Origin of the sequence: Novosphingobium sp. CECT 9465 (assembly GCF_920987055.1) — a bacterium.
Lineage (GTDB): Bacteria > Pseudomonadota > Alphaproteobacteria > Sphingomonadales > Sphingomonadaceae > Novosphingobium.
Genome location: NZ_CAKLBX010000001.1, coordinates 3,072,065 through 3,091,779, shown reverse-complemented (window position 1 = coordinate 3,091,779; position 19,715 = coordinate 3,072,065). Strand labels below are relative to the sequence as shown.

Below are 19,715 nucleotides of genomic sequence, written 5' to 3'. Positions count from 1 at the left end.
AGATGGGCGCTCCTGCAAACACCACGCGCCTTTCGATCTTCCCGCTGACCGGCGCCGTGCTTTATCCCGGCCTGCAATTGCCGCTGCACTTTTTCGAGCCGCGCTATCGCGCGCTGGTCAGCGATTCGCTCGCGCGCGATCGACGCATTGCGATGATCCAGCCGCAGGCTCCGGTCGAAGGGGCACCGCTGTTCCACATCGGCTGCGTGGGCAAGATCGTCGATGTCGAAGCCCTCGACGATGGCCGTTACAATGTGGTTCTCGAAGGCATTTCGCGCTTCCGCATCATTCGCGAACTGGATGTGACCACGCCTTTCCGGCAGGTCGAGGCGGAATTGCTGGCCGATGACATGGATGAAGCGCTGAGCGCTGTCGAACGCGCCTCTTTCGAACAGGAATCGCGCAAATTTGCTGATGCGCAGGGCTATTCGGTCGATTGGGATTCGGTCGGGCGGCTCGATGACATGTCGTTGATAAATGGCGTATCGCAGATCGCGCCGTTCGATGCCGCCGCCAAGCAGGCGCTGCTCGAAGCCGATACACTGGCCGCGCGCTGCGAATTGCTGGTCCAGCTGATGCAGTTCTTCGGCAAGCGCGACAATGACGATGGCGGGCGGGTGACGCTTCAGTAATGGTGCGGCCCCTGGCATCGGCCAAGGGCTTGGTCGCTATCAGAACTGCGCCTGAATCCCGTCGATCACGAATTGCGCGGCAAGCGCTGCCAGCAATACGCCCAACAGGCGGGTGATTACCGCCTCTACCTGCGATCCCAACGCACGGATGATCGGGCGGGCGCCGACCAGCGCCACGAAGCTCAGGACCATCACCACCGCCAGTGCACCGAGGATCACCGCCGTTTCGGTGGTGCCATTGGCGCGCGCGGTGAGCAGCATGACCGACGCGATCGATCCGGGGCCTGCCAGCATCGGCATGGCCATCGGGAAGACGGAAACGTCCTCCACCTGCGGCTGGGCGGTGCGGACCTTTTCCGCGCGTTCCTCACGCCGTTCGGTGCGCTTTTCGAACACCATGTCGAGCGCGATCAGGAACAGCATGATCCCGCCAGCGATGCGGAAGCTGTCGAGTTCGATATGCAGCGCGCCCAGCAGGTCCTCGCCGAACAGCGCGAAAACCAGCAGGATGCCGGTGGCGATCAGGCAGGCGCGCAGAGCCATGCTGAACGCCTGCTTGGCGGTCGCGTTGGCGGTAAGGCCCGCATAGATCGGGGCGCAGCCCGGCGGATCAATCACCACGAACAGCGTGACGAAGGCGGATAGAAACAGCTGCCACATGGCGATCAGGCTCCTGCGGGCTTGCCAGAGGGCGAAAACGTGCGCGAGACGACTTGCTGCATCGCGCCGTCTTTCCACAGCCATGCGGCAAAGCGGTGGCTGCCATCGGGCATTACGATGGAACGCCATGCCAGTGTGCCATCGCGTGACTGGCCGTCCTTGCTGTCGGAACCGGCTGGCGCTTCGGCTGCCGGTATCGGCCCGGCAAGCGGACGCATCGGCGGCAGCTTGCTGTCTTCCTTGCGTTCACGCTTGCTTCCCGGCTGCGGGGGAATTTCGCCATCTGGACGGCGACGTGCGGCGCAATCGGCAACCTTGCCCTCGGCCCAATCGACTGCGCGCAGCGGTTCGGACAGGTCCTGCCCATCTTCCAGCACCCATTTCCAGTCGATCTTGCCCTTGAACTGGCGCTGCCACACGGTGACATATTCGCCGTTTCCGCCCGAAGGCCCTTGCCAGCCGCCATAGGTCAGCCCCGCGCTGCCATCGCAACTGATCCAGGCGGACTGGGGTGCCCACCGGATCGGCGCAGGCGGGTTCCTGCGGTCCTTGAGTGCAACCTTCGCAAATTGCCGCTGGCCCTCGATTATCTCTGCCGCTTCATCCGCCGTTTCGCGAAATGCGGTCCACTGCCCCTTTTCCCGCGCGAGACGCGCAAAGGCGATGTCGGCGGCAATCAGCGCGCTGGGATTGGCATAGGCCCGCTGCGGACGTTGCCCCGCGCCAGGCGCGGGCTGGGCAAGGGCAGGAGCCGACAGGCAGAACACTGCAAGGAGGATCAGGGCGGGGGGGATCAGGCGCTTCATCGGCCCTGTCTAACCGAGCCGCAGCGCGATGCCCACCCCGGACCCGCCCTGCCGCCACAAGGATGAAATGGGCGGAACCGCGCAGGTCAGATCGCGTCTGCGGCCAGTTCCATCCCGGCGTTGCGATAGGCTGCAACCAGTGCATTGCGCAGCAGCACCGCAATCGTCATCGGACCGACGCCGCCCGGCACCGGGGTTATCGCCGAAGCGACTTGCGCCGCCGAAGCATAGTCCACATCGCCCACCAGTTTCGTCTTGCCCTCCACGGCGCTTGGCACGCGGTTGATGCCCACGTCGATCACCACGGCACCGGGCTTGATCCAGTCGCCCTTGACCATCTCCGGGCGACCCACGGCAGCCACCACGATGTCGGCGCGCTTCACCACTTCGGGAAGGTTCTTCGTGCGGCTGTGCGCCACGGTCACGGTGCAGCTTTCGGCCAGCAGCAATTGTGCCATCGGCTTGCCGACGATGTTCGACCGCCCGATCACCACTGCGTCGAGGCCCGAAAGGTCGCCCAGCCGGTCCTTCAGCAACATCAGGCAGCCCAGCGGGGTGCAGGGCACAAAGCCCGGCTGGCCCACCGCGAGACGACCTGCGTTGATAACGTGGAAGCCGTCCACGTCCTTGTCCGGGGTGATCGTGGCAATCACCTTCTGCTCGTCGATATGTGCGGGCAGGGGCAACTGGACGAGGATGCCGTCCACCGCCGGATCAGCGTTCAGCGCCTCGACCACGGCCAGCAGATCGGCCTCTGACGTATCGACGGGCAACTTGTGCTCGAAGCTGTTCATTCCCGCCTCGACCGTGCTCTTGCCCTTGGACCGGACATAGACCTGGCTTGCCGGGTCTTCCCCCACCAGCACTACGGCCAGCCCCGCCTTGCGCCCGGCCTTGGCTTCGAAGGTGGCGGCAAGATCGCCCACACGCGCCCGCAGGCCCGCGGCAAAGGCCTTTCCGTCGATCACGGCAGCAGTCATCAGTTCATCCCGTCCCGAAGAATTATCTCAAATGCCCGCGCTGGAGGCGGCGATGCCGCTCAACAGGATCATCAGCAGGTTAAGCCCGATGATCAGCACCATCGGCGAAAAATCGATCGCGCCGGTATCGGGCATGATCTTGCGGATGGGGCGCAGCAGCGGTTCGAGGATCGCGTTCAGCGCCTTCCAGATCGCTGCCACGGCATTGTTATGCATGTTCACCACGTTGAACGAGATCAGCAGGCTCAGCACGAACTGCACGATCACCACGATGACGATGATGTTCACAAGGTAATTGATCATCGAAATCAATGTGTAGAGAAACATGGCGCGTCATCCTTAAAGTCGGGAACCTACGCTCCTAGCCGACCCTCTCCCAAGGCCACAAGGGGCCGCGGGGGAATGCGCCATGCGGTTCCGCGCGCTTCGTATGCCTTGCCTCCGATTATGGCAAGCGCAGCGGGTGTTCAGAAGTCGAGCGTCGCGCTCTCGATGTGCCAGCGCAATTGCTCCGGCGATGCGCCGTCCACGTCATTGACCCGGCGGATCGTGATGCCGCCCCGGATGGTCCGGTCACCATCGACGATGGTGACCGGCGCGGTGTAGAACAGCGATCCCGCCGCGCCTTCCTGCACACCTTCGCCAATGGTCACTATCGGCGATGCCAGCACGTCCCACTTTCGGGCAAAGGCCGCTTCATCCAGCCCGCTGCCGGTGCCTTTTTCGCCCCAGTAGGCCCGCACGGCCTTCCAGTCGCGCGCTTCGATGGACGAAGCAAAACCGGCCAGCGCTTCGGCGGGGTCGCGCGAGAACGACGGCAGCCCCGGCCCGGCGATGCGGGGCACGGGCTTTGCCACAGCCACGGTCGTCGGCGCATCGCTGGCGGCCACTTCCGGGGCGGTGGAGGATGGACCCTGCTGGCAGGCGCCCAGGGAAACGAGGCTGGATGCCAGCACAACAACACGGAAACGGATCATGGGCACTGACGATCGCCACGCCCATCGGTTCCTTCGGTTCCCCGAATAGTCAGACCAAAGTCATCAGGCCCGGATCAGCGTTCCCGCGCCCTGCGCCGTGAAGATCTCCAGCAGCATGGCGTGCGGTACGCGGCCATCCAGCACGACCGTCGCCTCGCACCCGGCCTCTACCGCGTGAACGCAGGTTTCCAGCTTGGGGATCATCCCGCCGCTGATCGTGCCGTCCTCGGCCAGCCGCTTGATGTCCGCGGGGCGCAAGTCGGTCAGCAGGTTCTTGTCCTTGTCGAGCACGCCCGGCACGTCGGTCAGCAGGAACATGCGCGCGGCACCCAGTGCAGCGGCGATGGCTCCAGCCATGGTATCGGCGTTGATGTTGTAGGTCTCGCCGTCTTCGCCCACGCCGATCGGGGCGATCACCGGGATCATCCCTGCGTTGACGATGGTGTCGATCACCGTGGTATCGATCCGCGCCGGTTCGCCCACGAAGCCGAGATCGACGACCAGCGCTTCGCCATCGTCGCCTGCAATCGCCTTGGGAGCCTTCTTCGACTGGACCTTGCGGGCAATGACCATGCCGCCGTCCTTGCCCGAAATGCCGATGGCCTTGCCGCCCGCCTTGGCGATCCAGCCGACCAGTTCCTTGTTGATCGCGCCCGCCAGCACCATTTCGGCCACTTCCGCGGTCTGCTTGTCGGTGACGCGAAGCCCATCCACGAACTGCGATTCGATGCCCAGCGCCTTCAGCATCCGCCCGATCTGCGGGCCGCCGCCGTGGACCACCACCGGATTGATGCCCACCGCCTTCAGCAGCACGATGTCTTCGGCAAAGTCCTGCGCGAGTTCGGGATCGCCCATCGCATGGCCACCATACTTCACCACGAAGGTCTTGCCGGCATAGCGCTGGAGATAGGGCAGCGCTTCGGTCAGCGTTTCCGCCTTGGCGAGCATCGCGGGATCGTGGTTCTGAGTCATGGCCGCGCCCTTACGCGCAAAGTGTGCGGAATCCAATATTCGTGGTGCTTCAATGTCAGGCCGGGCGGTCCAGCCATTGGCCCGCTTTCACGAACACCCAGATCAGCGGGGGCACCATGATCGTCGAGAGTACCAGCTTGGAAATGATCTGCCCTTCCATGATCGAAACGATCGGCAGATCCTGTCCGTAGAACGATATGGTGATGAACAGCACCGTATCGACCACTTGCGACAGCATGGAGGCGAGCCATGCCCGCAGCATCAGCAAGCGCCCGCGCCCGCCCGCAATGCGCGAAAACAGGAAGACGTTAAGCGTCTGCGAAGTGCCATAGGAAATCAGCCCGGCGAACTGCATCCGCGCGCCCTGGCCAAGCAGGCGCGCAAAAGCGTCCTGATCGCTCCAGAACGGGGCGGGGGGCACCACGCGGATCACCAGCGTCAGCAGGATCATCGAAACGATCAGCGGCACGAAGCCGAAACGCACCAGCCTGTTCGCCACATCCTGGCCGAACAGTTCGGCGGTCGCGCTTGCCATCACCACCAGCAGCAGGAACGCGAAAATCCCCGATTCCACCGCAAGATCGCCCAGCAGTGGCCAGGTGCCAAGCGCGGCGAGTTTCACCCCCAGCACACCTGCCAACACGCACATTCCGCCATAAAGCAGCGATACGGCAAACAGGGAACGGGGGATTGCGGGCGCTGAAGCGGCGTTATCGTGCATCAAGGGCCGATAGCGCGCTTTTAACCCCGCGCCAATTCGCTATTAGATTCGGCTGAAACCATTTCACTTGCGGAGCCGTCCCACCCGATGCGTGTCGTTTTCAGCCTTCTGGGCATGCTCCTCATTCTTGCAATCGCTTTTGCCCTGTCCTCCAATCGCGGCGCGATCCGGCTGCGCGTGGTGGCTGCCGCCTTTGCGCTTCAGGCAGGCTTTGCCGCGCTCGTGCTTTATGTGCCGTTCGGCAACCGCATGCTGCAAGGCGCGGCCAGCGGCGTCGAAGGCCTGCTCGGCTTTGCCCGTGCGGGGGTATCGTTCCTGTTCGGTCCATTGGCGGACCCTGCCATCGGCGGCACCAGCTTTGCCATATCGGCGCTGCCGGTGATCGTGTTCTTCGCCGCGCTCATCTCGATCCTCTATTACCTCGGCGTGATGCAGCTGGTGATCCGCTGGATCGGCGGCGCGCTGGAAAAAGTCACCGGCATCAGCAAGGTGGAATCGCTGTGCGCGGCCAGCAATATCTTTGTGGGGCAAAGCGAATCCCCGCTGGTGATCCGGCCCTATCTGGCCGCGCTCAATCCCTCGCAACTGTTCTGCGTGATGACCGTGGGCATGGCAGGCGTGGCGGGAACGATCCTAGCGGCCTATGCCAGCATGGGCATCCGCATCGATTATCTGGTCGCCGCCGCGTTCATGTCGGCCCCCGGCGGCATCCTCATGGCCAAGCTGATCATGCCCGATGAACCGCCCGTGCCAACGGAAGTGGCCGACGAAGCCTTGCCCAACCCGCATGTCGCGCCGCGGCTTGCCTCCGATGACGAAGAACGCCCCGCCAACATCATCATGGCGGCGAGCCAGGGCGCGCAGACCGGCGTCAAACTTGCCGTCGCGGTCGGTGCGATGGTGCTCGCTTTCGTCGCGCTGGTGGCATTGGCCAACGGCATTCTCGGCTGGCTCGGCGGCTGGTTCGGTGCGCCGGACCTCTCATTCCAGATGATCCTGGGTTATGTCTTCGCCCCGGTGTTCTATCTGCTTGGCGCGGATGGCTGGGCCGAAGCGATGCAGGCGGGCGGATTGTTCGGCTCCAAGATCGTGCTCAACGAATTCGTCGCTTTCATCGAACTGGGCAAGGACACCGGGCTTTCACCCCACACCGTCGCCATCGTCACTTTCGCGCTCTGCGGCTTCGCCAATTTCAGCTCGATCGCGATCCAGATGGCGGTCACCGGCGGACTTGCCCCCAACCAGCGCCCGATCATCGCCAAGTTGGGCCTTCGCGCTCTGACCGCAGGCGCGCTCAGCAATCTGATGAGCGCCGCCTTGGCGGGGATGTTCCTGAGTCTCTAGGCTTGGCGCTTGCTTCTGTTCACAAAAGCGGCCGGAGCACGCCCACCCCGCTGCGACTAAGGCCACTTCGTGACCCAAGTCTCGCTCCCCTCCCGCAAGCGGTAGGAGGTGGGGGTGAGCTTGCAACGTCGAATTGCCAAAGCGCTACCCGTTCGCCTGCGCCTTCAACTGATAGAGCAAATCCAAAGCCTCGCGCGGCGAAAGCGCGTCGATATCCAGCCCGTTCAGCCGTTCGCGCAAGGCATCGACCTTCTCCTCGGCAGCCTCGATGGCGGCGGCGAACAGGGGCAGGTCGTCCAGCCCGGCGGCGAGGCCTCCGGTCGCCGCGCGGCCCTTTTCCAGCTTATCCAGCACAGACTTGGCGCGCTTCACCACGGGTGCGGGCACACCCGCCAGCCGCGCTACGGCAAGGCCATAGGACTTGTCTGCCGGACCTTCCGCCAGTTCGTGCAGCAGCACCAGATCGCCTTTCCACTCACGCGCGCGAACATGGTGCAAAGACAGCGAATCACAGCTTTCCGCCAGCCGCGCGAGTTCGTGATAGTGCGTGGCAAACAGGCACCGGCTGCGGTTGATCGAATGCACTGCTTCGGCCACCGCCCAAGCCAGCGCCAGACCATCATAAGTCGAAGTTCCGCGCCCCACCTCGTCAAGAATCACGAAGCTGCGTTCGGTCGCTTGCGCAAGGATCGCGGCAGTCTCGACCATCTCGACCATGAAGGTCGAACGCCCGCGCGCCAGATTGTCCGAAGCGCCCACGCGGCTGAACAGGCGGTCCACCATGCCGATCGTCGCGGTCTGGGCAGGCACGAACCCGCCTGCCTGCGCCAGCAGCACGATCAGCGCGTTCTGGCGCAGGAAGGTCGATTTACCGCCCATGTTCGGCCCGCCGATCAGCCAGAGTCGGTCTTGTGGCGCGAGTCGGCAGTCATTGGCCACAAACCGTTCGCCCCGGCTGGCCAGCGCGGCTTCCACCACCGGATGCCGCCCGCCCGTAATCTCAAGGCACGGCTCATCCACTACGCGCGGCAGTGCCCAGCCGCCCTCGGCGGCGCGCTCGGCCTGTCCCGCTGCCACGTCGATCCGCGCCAGCGCCGCAGCGGTCGTCGCAATCGCTTCCTTCGCGCGCACCGCGTGGCCGACAAGGTCTTCGAAATGCGCCTCTTCCGCCGCCAGCGAATGCCCGCCGCTCTCGGCGATGCGGCTGGCCTCCTCATGCAGCGCCAGCGCATTGAACCGCACCGCGCCCGCCATCGTCTGGCGGTGAGTAAAGCCCGAATCGGGCGCCATCAGCCGGTCGGCATGTTTTGCCGGCACCTCGATGAAGTATCCCAGCACACCGTTGTGCCGGATCTTCAGCGCGGCCACCCCGGTCTCGTCGCGGTATTTCGCCTCCAGCGCCGCAATGGCCCGGCGCGAATTGCCTGAAACGCGGCGCAATTCGTCCAGCCCCGCGTCATAGCCCTCGGCAATAAAGCCACCCTGCGATCGTTCGGTGGGCGGCGCAGGCACCAGCGCGCGGGCATAAAGATCGACCAGCGCCCCATGGCCCGAAAGCGCAGGCAGCAATTCATCGAGCGGGGCAGGGCGGTCTGCCCGCGCCCGCAGCATGTCATGCAGCCGCCGTGCTTCGGCCAGCCCGTCGCGCAATTGCCCCAGATCGCGCGGGCTTCCCCGCCCTGCCACAACCCGCCCAAGCGCGCGGCCCACATCGGGCAGGGATCGCAACACGGCGCGAATATCGCCGCGCAGCAGCGGATCGTCATGCAGCCAGCTGACCAGTTCCAGCCGCCGGTAGATGCTGCGGGAATCGGTCAATGGCGCGGACAAGTCTTCGGCCAGCAGCCGTGCGCCCGCGCCGGTAACGCAGCGATCGATCGCCTCCACCAGACTGCCGCGCCGTGTGCCGCCAGTGCTGGTCAGGATTTCAAGGCTCGCCCGCGTGGCCTCGTCCATGGCCATGTGCGTGCCCGTCTCACGGGCCACCGGCGGCAGCAGCAGCGGCAAAGTGCCCCTGCCCACATGATCGAGATAGCCGATCAGCCCGCCCGCCGCTGCCAGCATCGCGCGGCTGAACTGGCCGAAACCATCCAGCGTGGTCACGCCGTGTACCGCTTTCAGCCGCGCCTCGCCCTCATCGCTGCCGAAAGACCGATTCGGCCTGTAAACACAACCCGCAGGGGCCTGGTCCCAGTTTTCGGGCGCGACAATCTCTGTAGCCCCCAATCGTGCCAGCGCCGCACCCATCTGGTCGGGGGCACATTCCTCCAGTTCCATCCGTCCGGTCGAAATATCGCAAGCCGCCACCCCGATGGCACCGCGCACCTCGCAGACCGCCGCCAGCACGTTGGCCCGGCGCGGCTCCAGCAGCGCTTCCTCGGTCAGGGTTCCCGCTGTCACGAAGCGCACGATATCGCGCGCTACCAGCGTCTTGGAACCGCCGCGTTTCTTCGCTTCTTCGGGCGTTTCCACCTGTTCGGCAATGGCCACGCGGCAGCCTGCGCGGATCAGCCGGGCAAGATAGCCCTCGGCCGAATGGACTGGCACCCCGCACATCGGAATCGGCACACCGCCATGTTCGCCCCGGCTGGTCAGCGCGATGTCGAGCACTTGCGCCGCCACTTTTGCATCGTCGAAGAACAGTTCGAAGAAATCGCCCATGCGATAGAACAGCAGACAGTCGCTGGCCTGCTGTTTCAGCGCAAGATATTGCGCCATCATCGGAGTTGGGGCATTAAGGGTCACGAAGCTGTGGCTAGACCAGCCTCGCGTGTTTCTCAAACCATCAACACCGGATATCCGCAACTCCGCGCTACAGGGCTGGAGACGGGTCCGGTCTTGTGGGGGGTATAGTCGGTTTGACGCAAGTCCGCGAAAAGGATTGGGTGCAGGGTATCAAGGCCCTGTGGGCGCGCGCCGGGGCGCTGCCGTGGCTGTCCGGCCCCGGCATCATCATTGGCGTGTTGCTGGTTTGCCTGCCCTTTGCGCTGGTCGATGTCCCGCCCTTGATCGACATTCCCGGCCACATGGGCGCCGCCGCCATCGAAGCGGCCGGCCCCGGCAACCCGCTCGAAAAGTATTTCACCTGGAAATGGGTGTTCACGCTGAACATCGGCGGTGGTGTGCTGATGAAGGTGCTGGGCGCGCAGTTCGGCATCCTTGCTGCCGGGTGGTGGAGCACGGTGCTGGCCACCGGGCTGTTCGCGGGCGGTTGCCTGTGGACCATCCGCATGCTGAATCCCAGGGGCGGACACGCGGCGGCATGGTCGCTGATGTTCGTGTTCAGTTTCCCGTTGCTGACCGGCTTCCTCAACTACATTCTCGCCACCGGCCTGGCGCTGACCGCGTTCGGGGCCTCGCTCTGGCTGGAAAAGCGCAACCCGCGCGCTCGCGCCGCGATGCTGATCGTGGCGCAGCCGGTCGCGATGCTGTGCCACGCCATCGGCGGGCTGTTGCTGGCGCTGCTGGTCGGCGCTTACGCATTTGGCCGCGCGATGGACGAACTGCCCGAAGGCTGGCGCTGGCGCGATCTCACCAATCGTGAATGGCTGAAAACGCTCGATTGGAAAGCCATCGGCTTGCGCCTGTGGCAGGCCTGCTGGCCGTTGCTTGCCACGGTCGTTACCATCGTATTGTGGAAGGCATTCTCGCCCGAAACCAAATCGATCAACATCTGGCGCTGGGATCAGAAGGCATGGTCGTTCGTGCTGACCCTGCGCGATCAGTCCAAACTGCTCGATTTCGGCACATCGATCATCGCCGGTCTGCTGGTCCTTGTCGGCCCGCTGCTTGGTGCGCGCTGGCGCTGGCGGCAGGGTCTGCCTGCGCTGGCGGTTTTCGTGCTGTTCCTTGCCATTCCCAGCGATATCAACGGATCGTCCTTCGTCGACATTCGCCTGCTTCCGGTCGCCGCCATGCTCGGCCTCGGCCTTCAGGACTGGAGCCGCGCGCGCAAGCCCGAATGGGCCAGGTGGGTGGCCTATAGCGGCATGGGCCTGCTCGCGGTGCGCCTGTCGGTTACGGCGTGGAGTTTTGCCGGCTACGCCGATGACTACAAAAAGCAGCTTTCCGCGCTGACTCACGTCGAACCCGGCAGCCGTGTGCTCGCCTTCGTCGAACATACCTGTCTTGATGAATCGTGGCGCAATACCCGCCGCGATCACCTTGCCAGCCTTGCCAGCCTGTACCGCCAGGCCTGGGTCAACGACAACTGGGCCGTCCCCGGCCTGCACATGGTCGTGCCGCGCTTCCGTCCGGGCCGCAATTTCACGGCCGACCCTTCGGAATTCGTATGGTCCGCCCGTTGCTCCGGTGGCTGGCGGCGCACGGTCGACAATGCTTTGAAGTTCGCGCCGATCGAACGCGTCGATTACGTCTGGCTGATCGATACGGGTCTGCCGCGCCGGGCAGATCCACGCCTGCAACTCGTCTGGCAGGAGGACCGCAGCCTGCTGTTCAAGGTGCGACGCCTCGGCATTCCCACGTGGAAGCCCCGCGATTTCTGAGAAGCTGATGGGACCCTATCGTCAACCAGGCCCTTACCTGCCTTGACGTAGCGGCCAAGGTCGGACACTGCCGAACGCAGATTGCGCAAGATTGACGGGGGATACCATGTCTGAGGAAAGCAACGTCCGCTTCACCGAGCGCGAGGCGCTGTTCTACCACAACACGATCCGCCCCGGTAAGATCGAGATCATCGCATCGAAGCCGATGGCAACACAGCGCGATCTGTCGCTGGCCTATTCGCCCGGCGTTGCCGTGCCGGTTCGCGCCATCGCCGATAATCCGTCGGATGCCTATGAATATACCGCCAAGGGCAACCTTGTTGCGGTCATCTCCAATGGCACGGCCATCCTGGGTCTGGGCAATCTTGGCGCGCTGGCCTCCAAGCCGGTGATGGAAGGCAAGGCGGTGCTGTTCAAGCGCTTTGCCGATGTCGATTCGATCGATATCGAACTCGATACCGAAGATGCCGACAAGTTCATCGAAGCCGTGGCCCTGATGGAACCCAGCTTCGGCGGCATCAACCTTGAAGATATCAAGGCCCCCGAATGCTTCATCATCGAGCAGGCGCTGAAGGAACGCCTCAAGATTCCGATCATGCACGATGACCAGCACGGCACCGCGATCATTTCCGCCGCCGGCCTGCTCAATGCCTGCTATCTGACCGGGCGCGAACTGAAAGACGTGAAGGTCGTGGTCAATGGCGCGGGCGCCGCTGCCATCGCCTGCACCGCGCTGATCAAGGCGATGGGCGTCCGCCATGACAATGTGATCATGTGCGATCGTTCGGGCGTGATCTATCGCGGTCGCGAAGGTGGCCTAGATCAATGGAAGAGCGCGCATGCGGTGGATACCGAAGCGCGCAGCCTTGAAGATGCGCTCAATGGTGCAGACATCTTCCTCGGCCTGTCCGCCGCTGGTGCGCTGAAGCCCGAATGGGTCACGAAGATGGCTCCCCAGCCGATCATTTTTGCCATGGCCAACCCGGACCCGGAAATCACGCCGCCGGATGCCAAGGCCATTCGTCCCGATTGCGTCGTCGCCACGGGCCGGTCGGATTATCCCAACCAGGTCAACAATGTCCTTGGTTTCCCGTTCATCTTCCGCGGCGCGCTCGACGTGCGCGCCACCGCGATCAACGAGGAAATGAAGATTGCCGCCGCGCAGGCGATCGCCCAGTTGGCGCGCGAACCCGTGCCAGAGGAAGTGGCCGCCGCCTATGGCATGAACCACACCTTCGGTCTCGATTACATCATCCCCGCGCCGTTCGATCCGCGCCTGATGGAAGTCGTCTCCTCCGCCGTTGCCAAGGCCGCGATGGATTCAGGCGTCGCGCAGAAGCCGATCGAGGATTTCGACGCCTATCGCAACAGCCTCAAGGCCCGGCTCAACCCGACCACCTCGGTGCTGACCAATGTCTTCGCCACGGCCAAGGACAATCCCAAGCGCGTCGTCTTTGCCGAGGCTGAGAACGAAGTGGTGCTGCGCGCCGCAATCCAGTTCAAGGATTTCGGCTATGGTACACCCGTGCTTGTCGGCCGTACCCAGGGCGTTCTCGATCTGCTCACCGAATTGGGCGTTAGCAAGCCTGAATCCTACGAGATTCACAATTCGGCGGTGTCGCCGCTGGTGCCCGAAATGGTTTCCTACCTTTACGAAAAGCTCAAGCGTCGCGGGTATATGGAGCGTGACGTCAAGCGCATGGTCAATCAGGACCGCAATGTCTTCGCGTCGCTGCTGGTGGCGCTGGGCCACGGCGATGCCTTGATCACCGGGATGACGCGCACGTTTGCGCAGTCGATGAAGGAAGTGCGCCGGGTGCTTGAACCCAAGCCCGGCCATCTGCCGTTCGGCATTCACCTGATGGTCGCCAAGAACTATACCGTGTTCCTGGCCGATACGACCGTGAACGAACGTCCTTCTGCGGAAGATCTTGCGCACATCGCCAGGGAAACCGCTGCCGTGGCCCGCCGCATGGGCCACGAACCACGCGTTGCGTTCCTGTCGTACTCGACCTTCGGCAACCCTTACGGTCGCTGGCTCGATACCATTCGCGGTGCCGTCGCCATCCTCGATGCCGAAGATCCCGGCTTCGAATACGAAGGCGAAATGGCCCCCGACGCGGCGCTGAATCCAAAGGTCATGGCCAACTATCCGTTCAGCCGTCTGTCCGGGCCTGCCAACGTGCTGATCATGCCCGGCCTGCAATCAGCCAACATCTCGGCCAAACTGCTGCGCGAACTGGCGGGCAATGCCGTGATCGGCCCGATGCTGATCGGGATGGAAAAGCCCGTCCAGATCGCCGCGATGACCTCGATCGCGCCGGACATCCTGACGCTGGCAGTGCTGGCGGCTGCAGGGATCGTGGGCTGAGTTAAGGCCCCGAAGGCCCACCCCCAACCCCTCCCGCAAGCGGGAGGGGAGTGACATCGCCCCTTTTCTTCCCCCCTCCCGCTTGCGGGAGGGGCTAGGGGCGGGCACTTCTATCCCTAAATTAAATCAACCCCGCCAGCGGACTGCTCGGATCGGCATATTTGCGCGTGCCCATCCGGCCCGAAAGATAGGCGTGGCGCCCCGCTTCCACAGCCAGTTTCATCGCGCGGGCCATGCGGATCGGGTCCTTGGCTTCGGCAATCGCGGTGTTCATCAGCACCCCGTCGCAGCCCAGTTCCATCGCCACGGCGGCATCGGACGCGGTGCCCACGCCCGCATCGACCAGCACCGGCACTTTGGCCCCTTCCACGATCAGGCGAATGGTCACGCGGTTCTGGATGCCAAGGCCCGACCCGATTGGCGCGCCCAGCGGCATCACCGCCACGGCGCCGGCATCTTCCAGTTGCCTGGCCGCAATCGGATCGTCGGTGCAATAGACCATCGGCGCGAAGCCTTCCTTCGCCAGAACTTCGGTCGCGCGGATCGTCTCGATCATGTTGGGGTACAGTGTGCGCGCCTCGCCCAGCACTTCCAGTTTCACCAGATCCCAGCCGCCCGCCTCACGCGCTAGCCGCAAAGTGCGGATCGCGTCTTCGGCGGTAAAGCACCCGGCGGTGTTGGGCAGGTAGGTGATCTTTTTGGGATCGATGAAATCGGTCAGCATCGGCGCTTTGGGATCGGACACGTTCACCCGGCGCACCGCCACGGTCACGATTTCCGCGCCCGAAGCCGCCACAGCCGCCGCATTCTGCTCGAAGTCCTTGTACTTGCCGGTGCCCACGATCAGCCGCGAAGTGAAAGTCCGGCCCGCAACCGTCCAAGTGTCATTAGTCGTCACGTCGGTTTGTCCTCCACCCACGAAATGCACGATTTCCAGAACGTCGCCCTCCGCAATCTGGACGTTTGCCAGCGTGGAACGCGGCACGATCTCGCCGTTGCGTTCCACTGCCACTTTGGTCGGGTCCAGTTCAAGGCTGCGCACCAGATCGGCAATCGATCCGGGCGCAGCGCGGCGGGGTTCGCCATTGACGGTCAGAGAAAGTGTCATGGTCATGCCGCCCGCTTTAACGAGGGCAGGGCAGGGTGCAAGCCAACTAGTGCGCGCGCCGCATGTTGAGGATATGTGCCCCCGCCACCAGCACCACGCCGATAACGGTCAGCACGACTTCGGCATTGCCATGGCCCACCGCCACCGCGCCCGCCATCAGGCACAGCCCGGTGCTGCCGATCGTCAGCGGCAGGAACCGCCCGTGGCGCACCGCGCCGATGCCGATGGTCGCCGCGCCGATCACCAGCGCGAACATCAGGCCCCAACGGTGAATGTCCGGGTTCAGCAGTACGCCGCCGCCCACACCCAGCAGGCCCACAAGGAACAGCCCGGCCACGCAATGAATCAGGCACAGCCCCGAAAGGAGCACCCCGATCCGGTCCAGCCGGGCGCGCAAGGCAAGCATGGCGTCACTCATCGCGCACTCATGTATGTTATACTGTATCATTGCGCAAGGGTGCCTATGCTGAAATTCGCGCACCCTGCCCAAAGAGCCATGCAGCCCCGGCAAACAATGCCTCTTGCGCTTTTATGGGCGCAGGAGCAGTGCCGCCGGCATGTCAGATGCCCCTTCGCAGCCCCTGAAAACCAATGCCAAAGCCCTTGCGCGCTGGCTGTTTATCGTCGCCCTGATGGTCCTGGCCATCGTCGCGGTCGGCGGCATTACGCGGCTGACCGAATCAGGGGTTTCGATCACCGAATGGAAGCCGGTGACAGGCACGATCCCGCCGATCACCGCTGCGCAGTGGCAGGCTGAATTCGACGCCTATCGCGCCACGCCGCAATACCAGTTGATCAACGGTCCGGCGGGCATGACGCTGGAAACGTACAAGTTCATCTTCTTCTGGGAATGGGTCCACCGCCTGCTCGCCCGCACGGTCGGCCTCGTGTTCGCCGCCCCGCTGGCATGGTTCTGGATCAAGGGCCGCATCCCGCAAGGCTACAAGCCGCGCCTCCTCGCGCTGCTGGCACTGGGCGCGGCGCAAGGCGCGGTCGGCTGGTGGATGGTCAAATCGGGCATCGTCAACGATGTGAAAGTCAGCCACTTCCGCCTCGCCGCGCACTTGCTCGTCGCGCTGTTCACGCTGGGCGGGTTGGTGTGGACCGCGCTCGATCTGCTCGCGCTGGCCAAGGGAGAGCGCCGCGCGAGGCTCACCAGCCTCGGCGCCTTCGCCATCGCTGCGCTCATCCTGCAACTGTTCTACGGCGCGCTCGTCGCGGGCATGCGCGCGGGCACATCGGCGGGCGCCGGCTGGTTCAGCATGGACGCTTGGCCGCTGATGCAAGGCAGTTTCTACCCCGCAGGCGTCGATTGGACACAGGGAGCGGCCCACGCCCTGCTATCAGACCCGTTCCTCGTCCACTTCATCCACCGCTGGTGGGCATGGGTGGTCGTCGCCGTGCTGGTCGTCCTCGCCAGAGCCGTGCGTCCGATAAACCGCAAAGCCTCCGTGGTCCTCCACTCCGTCTTCGGCACCCAGGTCCTCCTCGGCATCCTCACCGTATGGAGTGGCGTCACCCTATGGATTGCCGTGCTGCATCAGTTGGTCGGCGCACTGCTGGTGATGGCAACGGTATGGAGCGCGCATGTGGTGGGTGGCCGGGAGCGCGCTGGACTGTGAGTGCTGACACCGATCATGCTGAATTTTTTCGGCTAATTTCTAGATCGGCATCGAAAACTACAAACCCGTCATCCTGAACTTGTTTCAGGATCCATTTCTCTCCACGAATTGCAGTGAGCGTTGATAGATGGATCCTGAAACAAGTTCAGGATGACGAAGGCTGTGGTGATGGGGTATTGCAAGCCACTGCGTCATTGATGGCGAAAGCGCGCTTGCTGGAGGATTGTCATGGCCCTTACCCGCCGCTGGACGTAGCTGTTCCAAGACGCTCCCATTCTGGTTTTTCCAGATATACTATAGCGGCCGAAAATCGGATTTTGGCGCCGCTCAACCACACCGTAAAACACGACGGTATTATTTTACCTCCATCAAAACGCCCCGATTTACTTGACTCTGGCGGGCATATGCAACAGAGGCGCGCTTCCTCGCCGTGATGCACAGGTCTCCGCCTGCCGCGTCCGGTGTACTGAAATCCAGGGAACCGAAGCGCCATGAAGGCACTAAGCAAGGTCACCCGGTCGATCAAACCGGCCGAGGTGGAGAAGAAGTGGCATCTTATCGATGCCGAAGGTCTGGTGGTTGGCCGTCTGGCCGTCGTCATCGCCAATCGTCTGCGCGGCAAGCACAAGCCAAGCTTCACGCCTCACGTCGATTGCGGCGATCACGTTGTGGTGATCAATGCCGACAAGGTGCGCCTGACCGGCAACAAGTTGAAGAACAAGATCTACTACAAGCACACCGGTTATGCCGGCGGCATCAAGGAAGTGACTGCGGACAAGGTCCTCAGCGGTCGTTTCCCTGAGCGTGTGATTGAAAAGGCGGTCGAACGCATGATCCCGCGTGGTCCCTTGGGCCGTGCGCAGATGCGCGCTCTTCACCTCTATGCCGGCGCTGAACACCCGCATGCAGGCACTCAGCCAGTGGCGCTCGACGTCGCTTCGATGAACCGCAAGAACAAGGTGGGTGCATAATCATGGCCGACACCGAAAACACCGTCTCTAGCCTGGCTGATCTCAAGGATCTGACCGCTGCTGCTCCAGCTGTCACTTCGGCTCCTGCCGAAGACGGCGAAGTTGCCGCTCCGGTCATCCGCACCGGTCCAGCCGCACCGATCCGCGATCGCGAAGTCGATGCGCAGGGCCGTTCCTATGCAACCGGTCGCCGCAAGGACGCCGTTGCCCGTGTGTGGCTGAAGCCCGGTTCGGGCAAGGTCACCGTCAATGGCCGTGACCAGGCCGTATACTTCGCCCGCCCAACCCTGCGTCTGGTGATCAACCAGCCGTTTCAGGTTGCCGGTCGCGAAGAGCAGTACGACATCGTCTGCACCGTCAAGGGCGGTGGCCTTTCGGGCCAGGCCGGCGCGGTAAAGCACGGCATCGCCCAGGCCCTGTCGAAGTTCGAACCCGAACTGCGCAGCGCCGTGAAGGCTGCCGGTTTCCTGACCCGCGATCCGCGCGTCGTGGAACGCAAGAAGTACGGCAAGGCCAAGGCGCGCAAGAGCTTCCAGTTCTCGAAGCGCTAATCGCACTTCGGCCAGCGGCGTGTCGAAACCCGCAAGGTCGAACGAAATCAAGGGGCTGGCCTTCGGGCTGGCCCCTTTTTCCTTGCCCGCAAAGCAACCGCGCCTGAAAGAGCGCGCAAACTTTGAGGATGCCGTCCGATGTTCAAGTTTCCACGACCGACTGCGCTGGGCCAGCTCCGGTTCGGGGGACGGCTGGGCTGGGCGCGCGGTGCGGCAGGGGCGCTTGTCGGCATCGCACTGGCCGCAACGCTGGGGCTTTCGTTGCCCCACGCGTGGCACTGGCCGTGGATCGTCGCCCCGGTCGGCGCGTCCGCCGTGCTGGTGTTCGCCGTGCCTGCCAGCCCGCTGGCCCAGCCGTGGTCAGTGCTCGGCGGCAACATGCTTTCTGCGCTGACCGGCCTTGCGGTCGGTCAGCTGGTCACAACACCGATGCTGGCGGCGGGGCTGGCCGTGGCATTGGCCATTGCCGTGATGACCTCTGCCCGTTGCCTTCATCCCCCCGGCGGTGCCTGCGCGGTGGTGGGTGTCCTTGCCGCGACGGCGCCGGATGGCGGCTGGCTGGCGCTGCTGCTTCCGCTCCTGCTCAATGTGATCGCGCTGATCGCAGCGGGCTGGCTTTACAACAACCTCACCGGCCACGCATGGCCACACGTTCCCGCGCAGGCCCCGCCGATGCCCCCCGGTACCTGGGCAGGCATGTATGAAACGGCCGATCTCGACGCTGTGCTGGAGGAATGGGATGAAGTCCTCGACGTCAATCGCCAGGACCTCGATTCGCTGTTTCGGGCCGTGGAGCGCCGGGTGCTGCGCCGCTGGGCCGATGACCGGAAATAGCCCGTGCGGGTTCTGGCGCTGCGATCAGGATGGTCCTGACCATTTGCCGGGATTGATTGCGCGCTGCGATGGGCTAGAGCCAGGCGATGGCCCGCCTCACCGTAAACAACCAGCCTGTCCAGTATCGCCTTGAAGACGATACGCCGCTGCTGTGGGCGCTGCGCGATGCGGCAAACCTGACCGGCACCAAATATGGCTGCGGCACGGGTGAATGTGGCGCCTGCACGGTCATCGTCGATGGTCAGGCGATGCCAAGCTGCACACTTCTGCTGGGCGAGGCCGAGGGGCGCAATGTCACCACCATCGAAGGCCTGTCCGCCGATCGATCTCATCCGGTGCAGCAGGCGCTGGTTGCCGAACAGGCAGTCCAATGCGGGTTCTGCACCCCCGGCATCGTCATGGCCGCTGCCGCGTTGCTGGCCAGCAATGCCAGCCCTGCGGACGATGACATTGCCCGCGCGATCACCAATATCTGCCGCTGCGGCGTTTATCCTCGCCTGATCCGCGCGATCCAGCGCGCCGGCCGTGTCATGCGCGGCGAGGAAACGCTCAGCGCGGCCCCGCCGCCGGCTATCGTCACGCCGGGGGCAGGCTGAATCCAGCCCACCCCGTTGTTTCAAGGCACCGCTCGAAACGAACGCGACTATCGTTGACACCAAGG

At 63.9% G+C, this 19,715-nt stretch carries 19 protein-coding genes; 9 read left to right on the top strand and 10 right to left on the bottom strand.

The window, feature by feature from the left end:
- Window positions 1-2: 2 nt before the first annotated feature.
- Complete coding sequence (locus LUA85_RS15115) at window positions 3-632, top strand: LON peptidase substrate-binding domain-containing protein (RefSeq protein WP_231471093.1); 630 nt, start codon at window positions 3-5, stop codon at window positions 630-632.
- A gap of 39 nt (window positions 633-671) precedes the next feature.
- Here LUA85_RS15115 and LUA85_RS15110 read toward each other — a convergent pair whose 3' ends face one another.
- From LUA85_RS15110 to LUA85_RS15080, 7 genes are all read right to left on the bottom strand, one after another.
- On the bottom strand, window positions 672-1,292 hold the full coding sequence (locus tag LUA85_RS15110; protein WP_231471092.1) for a MarC family protein: 621 nt from the start codon (window positions 1,290-1,292) through the stop codon (window positions 672-674).
- A gap of 5 nt (window positions 1,293-1,297) precedes the next feature.
- On the bottom strand, window positions 1,298-2,098 hold the full coding sequence (locus tag LUA85_RS15105; protein WP_231471091.1) for a hypothetical protein: 801 nt from the start codon (window positions 2,096-2,098) through the stop codon (window positions 1,298-1,300).
- Window positions 2,099-2,184: 86 nt separating this feature from the next.
- The gene (folD, locus tag LUA85_RS15100; protein WP_231471090.1) at window positions 2,185-3,078 is read right to left on the bottom strand and encodes a bifunctional methylenetetrahydrofolate dehydrogenase/methenyltetrahydrofolate cyclohydrolase FolD; all 894 of its coding nucleotides are present in this window, start codon (window positions 3,076-3,078) and stop codon (window positions 2,185-2,187) included.
- Window positions 3,079-3,105: 27 nt separating this feature from the next.
- Window positions 3,106-3,405 (bottom strand): YggT family protein, encoded by a 300-nt coding sequence (locus LUA85_RS15095; protein ID WP_231471089.1) that lies wholly within the window; start codon window positions 3,403-3,405, stop codon window positions 3,106-3,108.
- A 140-nt stretch (window positions 3,406-3,545) separates the two neighbouring features.
- Window positions 3,546-4,055 carry a hypothetical protein gene (locus LUA85_RS15090; RefSeq protein WP_231471088.1) on the bottom strand — a complete coding sequence of 170 codons (510 nt, stop codon included), beginning with the start codon at window positions 4,053-4,055 and terminating at the stop codon, window positions 3,546-3,548.
- Window positions 4,056-4,118: 63 nt separating this feature from the next.
- Window positions 4,119-5,027, bottom strand: coding sequence for an acetylglutamate kinase (gene argB / locus LUA85_RS15085; RefSeq protein ID WP_231471087.1), 909 nt, complete (start codon window positions 5,025-5,027; stop codon window positions 4,119-4,121).
- 55 nt (window positions 5,028-5,082) lie between these two features.
- A complete protein-coding gene (locus LUA85_RS15080) occupies window positions 5,083-5,748 on the bottom strand; it encodes a queuosine precursor transporter (protein WP_231471086.1) in 666 nt (221 codons plus the stop codon).
- A gap of 87 nt (window positions 5,749-5,835) precedes the next feature.
- On the opposite strand from LUA85_RS15080, the gene LUA85_RS15075 reads away from it, so the two are divergent.
- On the top strand, window positions 5,836-7,092 hold the full coding sequence (locus LUA85_RS15075; RefSeq protein WP_231471085.1) for a NupC/NupG family nucleoside CNT transporter: 1,257 nt from the start codon (window positions 5,836-5,838) through the stop codon (window positions 7,090-7,092).
- A gap of 144 nt (window positions 7,093-7,236) precedes the next feature.
- Here the strand turns inward: LUA85_RS15075 and mutS are convergent, their stop codons facing one another.
- On the bottom strand, window positions 7,237-9,813 hold the full coding sequence (mutS, locus tag LUA85_RS15070) for a DNA mismatch repair protein MutS (RefSeq protein WP_231471902.1): 2,577 nt from the start codon (window positions 9,811-9,813) through the stop codon (window positions 7,237-7,239).
- A gap of 164 nt (window positions 9,814-9,977) precedes the next feature.
- On the opposite strand from mutS, the gene LUA85_RS15065 reads away from it, so the two are divergent.
- Window positions 9,978-11,597: a hypothetical protein gene (locus LUA85_RS15065; RefSeq protein WP_231471084.1), complete on the top strand. Its 1,620-nt coding sequence runs from the start codon at window positions 9,978-9,980 to the stop codon at window positions 11,595-11,597.
- A gap of 106 nt (window positions 11,598-11,703) precedes the next feature.
- Window positions 11,704-13,968: an NADP-dependent malic enzyme gene (locus LUA85_RS15060; protein ID WP_231471083.1), complete on the top strand. Its 2,265-nt coding sequence runs from the start codon at window positions 11,704-11,706 to the stop codon at window positions 13,966-13,968.
- A gap of 121 nt (window positions 13,969-14,089) precedes the next feature.
- On the opposite strand, the gene thiS is transcribed toward LUA85_RS15060, so the two are convergent.
- On the bottom strand, window positions 14,090-15,082 hold the full coding sequence (thiS, locus tag LUA85_RS15055; protein WP_305799992.1) for a sulfur carrier protein ThiS: 993 nt from the start codon (window positions 15,080-15,082) through the stop codon (window positions 14,090-14,092).
- A 40-nt stretch (window positions 15,083-15,122) separates the two neighbouring features.
- Complete coding sequence (locus LUA85_RS15045; RefSeq protein WP_231471082.1) at window positions 15,123-15,494, bottom strand: MerC domain-containing protein; 372 nt, start codon at window positions 15,492-15,494, stop codon at window positions 15,123-15,125.
- 139 nt (window positions 15,495-15,633) lie between these two features.
- Here LUA85_RS15045 and LUA85_RS15040 point away from each other — a divergent pair, with 139 nt between their 5' ends.
- From LUA85_RS15040 to LUA85_RS15020, 5 genes are all read left to right on the top strand, one after another.
- On the top strand, window positions 15,634-16,698 hold the full coding sequence (locus tag LUA85_RS15040) for a COX15/CtaA family protein (protein ID WP_231471081.1): 1,065 nt from the start codon (window positions 15,634-15,636) through the stop codon (window positions 16,696-16,698).
- A gap of 491 nt (window positions 16,699-17,189) precedes the next feature.
- Entirely contained in the window at window positions 17,190-17,669 is a 480-nt protein-coding gene (rplM, locus tag LUA85_RS15035; RefSeq protein ID WP_231471080.1) for a 50S ribosomal protein L13, read from the top strand.
- Between the two features lie 2 nt (window positions 17,670-17,671).
- Window positions 17,672-18,220 (top strand): 30S ribosomal protein S9, encoded by a 549-nt coding sequence (gene rpsI / locus LUA85_RS15030; RefSeq protein WP_231471079.1) that lies wholly within the window; start codon window positions 17,672-17,674, stop codon window positions 18,218-18,220.
- A gap of 138 nt (window positions 18,221-18,358) precedes the next feature.
- Window positions 18,359-19,054: an HPP family protein gene (locus tag LUA85_RS15025; protein ID WP_231471078.1), complete on the top strand. Its 696-nt coding sequence runs from the start codon at window positions 18,359-18,361 to the stop codon at window positions 19,052-19,054.
- Window positions 19,055-19,140: 86 nt separating this feature from the next.
- Entirely contained in the window at window positions 19,141-19,650 is a 510-nt protein-coding gene (locus LUA85_RS15020; protein WP_231471077.1) for a (2Fe-2S)-binding protein, read from the top strand.
- Window positions 19,651-19,715: the final 65 nt, after the last annotated feature.

Coding starts and splice junctions, on each gene's coding strand:
- LUA85_RS15115 (WP_231471093.1), top strand. CDS start 3: ATGGGCGCTCCTGCAAACACCACGCGCCTTTCGATCTTCCCGCTGACC.
- LUA85_RS15110 (WP_231471092.1), bottom strand. CDS start 1,292: ATGTGGCAGCTGTTTCTATCCGCCTTCGTCACGCTGTTCGTGGTGATT.
- LUA85_RS15105 (WP_231471091.1), bottom strand. CDS start 2,098: ATGAAGCGCCTGATCCCCCCCGCCCTGATCCTCCTTGCAGTGTTCTGC.
- folD (WP_231471090.1), bottom strand. CDS start 3,078: ATGACTGCTGCCGTGATCGACGGAAAGGCCTTTGCCGCGGGCCTGCGG.
- LUA85_RS15095 (WP_231471089.1), bottom strand. CDS start 3,405: ATGTTTCTCTACACATTGATTTCGATGATCAATTACCTTGTGAACATC.
- LUA85_RS15090 (WP_231471088.1), bottom strand. CDS start 4,055: ATGATCCGTTTCCGTGTTGTTGTGCTGGCATCCAGCCTCGTTTCCCTG.
- argB (WP_231471087.1), bottom strand. CDS start 5,027: ATGACTCAGAACCACGATCCCGCGATGCTCGCCAAGGCGGAAACGCTG.
- LUA85_RS15080 (WP_231471086.1), bottom strand. CDS start 5,748: ATGCACGATAACGCCGCTTCAGCGCCCGCAATCCCCCGTTCCCTGTTT.
- LUA85_RS15075 (WP_231471085.1), top strand. CDS start 5,836: ATGCGTGTCGTTTTCAGCCTTCTGGGCATGCTCCTCATTCTTGCAATC.
- mutS (WP_231471902.1), bottom strand. CDS start 9,813: ATGATGGCGCAATATCTTGCGCTGAAACAGCAGGCCAGCGACTGTCTG.
- LUA85_RS15060 (WP_231471083.1), top strand. CDS start 11,704: ATGTCTGAGGAAAGCAACGTCCGCTTCACCGAGCGCGAGGCGCTGTTC.
- thiS (WP_305799992.1), bottom strand. CDS start 15,082: ATGACCATGACACTTTCTCTGACCGTCAATGGCGAACCCCGCCGCGCT.
- LUA85_RS15045 (WP_231471082.1), bottom strand. CDS start 15,494: ATGAGTGACGCCATGCTTGCCTTGCGCGCCCGGCTGGACCGGATCGGG.
- LUA85_RS15040 (WP_231471081.1), top strand. CDS start 15,634: ATGTCAGATGCCCCTTCGCAGCCCCTGAAAACCAATGCCAAAGCCCTT.
- rplM (WP_231471080.1), top strand. CDS start 17,190: ATGAAGGCACTAAGCAAGGTCACCCGGTCGATCAAACCGGCCGAGGTG.
- rpsI (WP_231471079.1), top strand. CDS start 17,672: ATGGCCGACACCGAAAACACCGTCTCTAGCCTGGCTGATCTCAAGGAT.
- LUA85_RS15025 (WP_231471078.1), top strand. CDS start 18,359: ATGTTCAAGTTTCCACGACCGACTGCGCTGGGCCAGCTCCGGTTCGGG.
- LUA85_RS15020 (WP_231471077.1), top strand. CDS start 19,141: ATGGCCCGCCTCACCGTAAACAACCAGCCTGTCCAGTATCGCCTTGAA.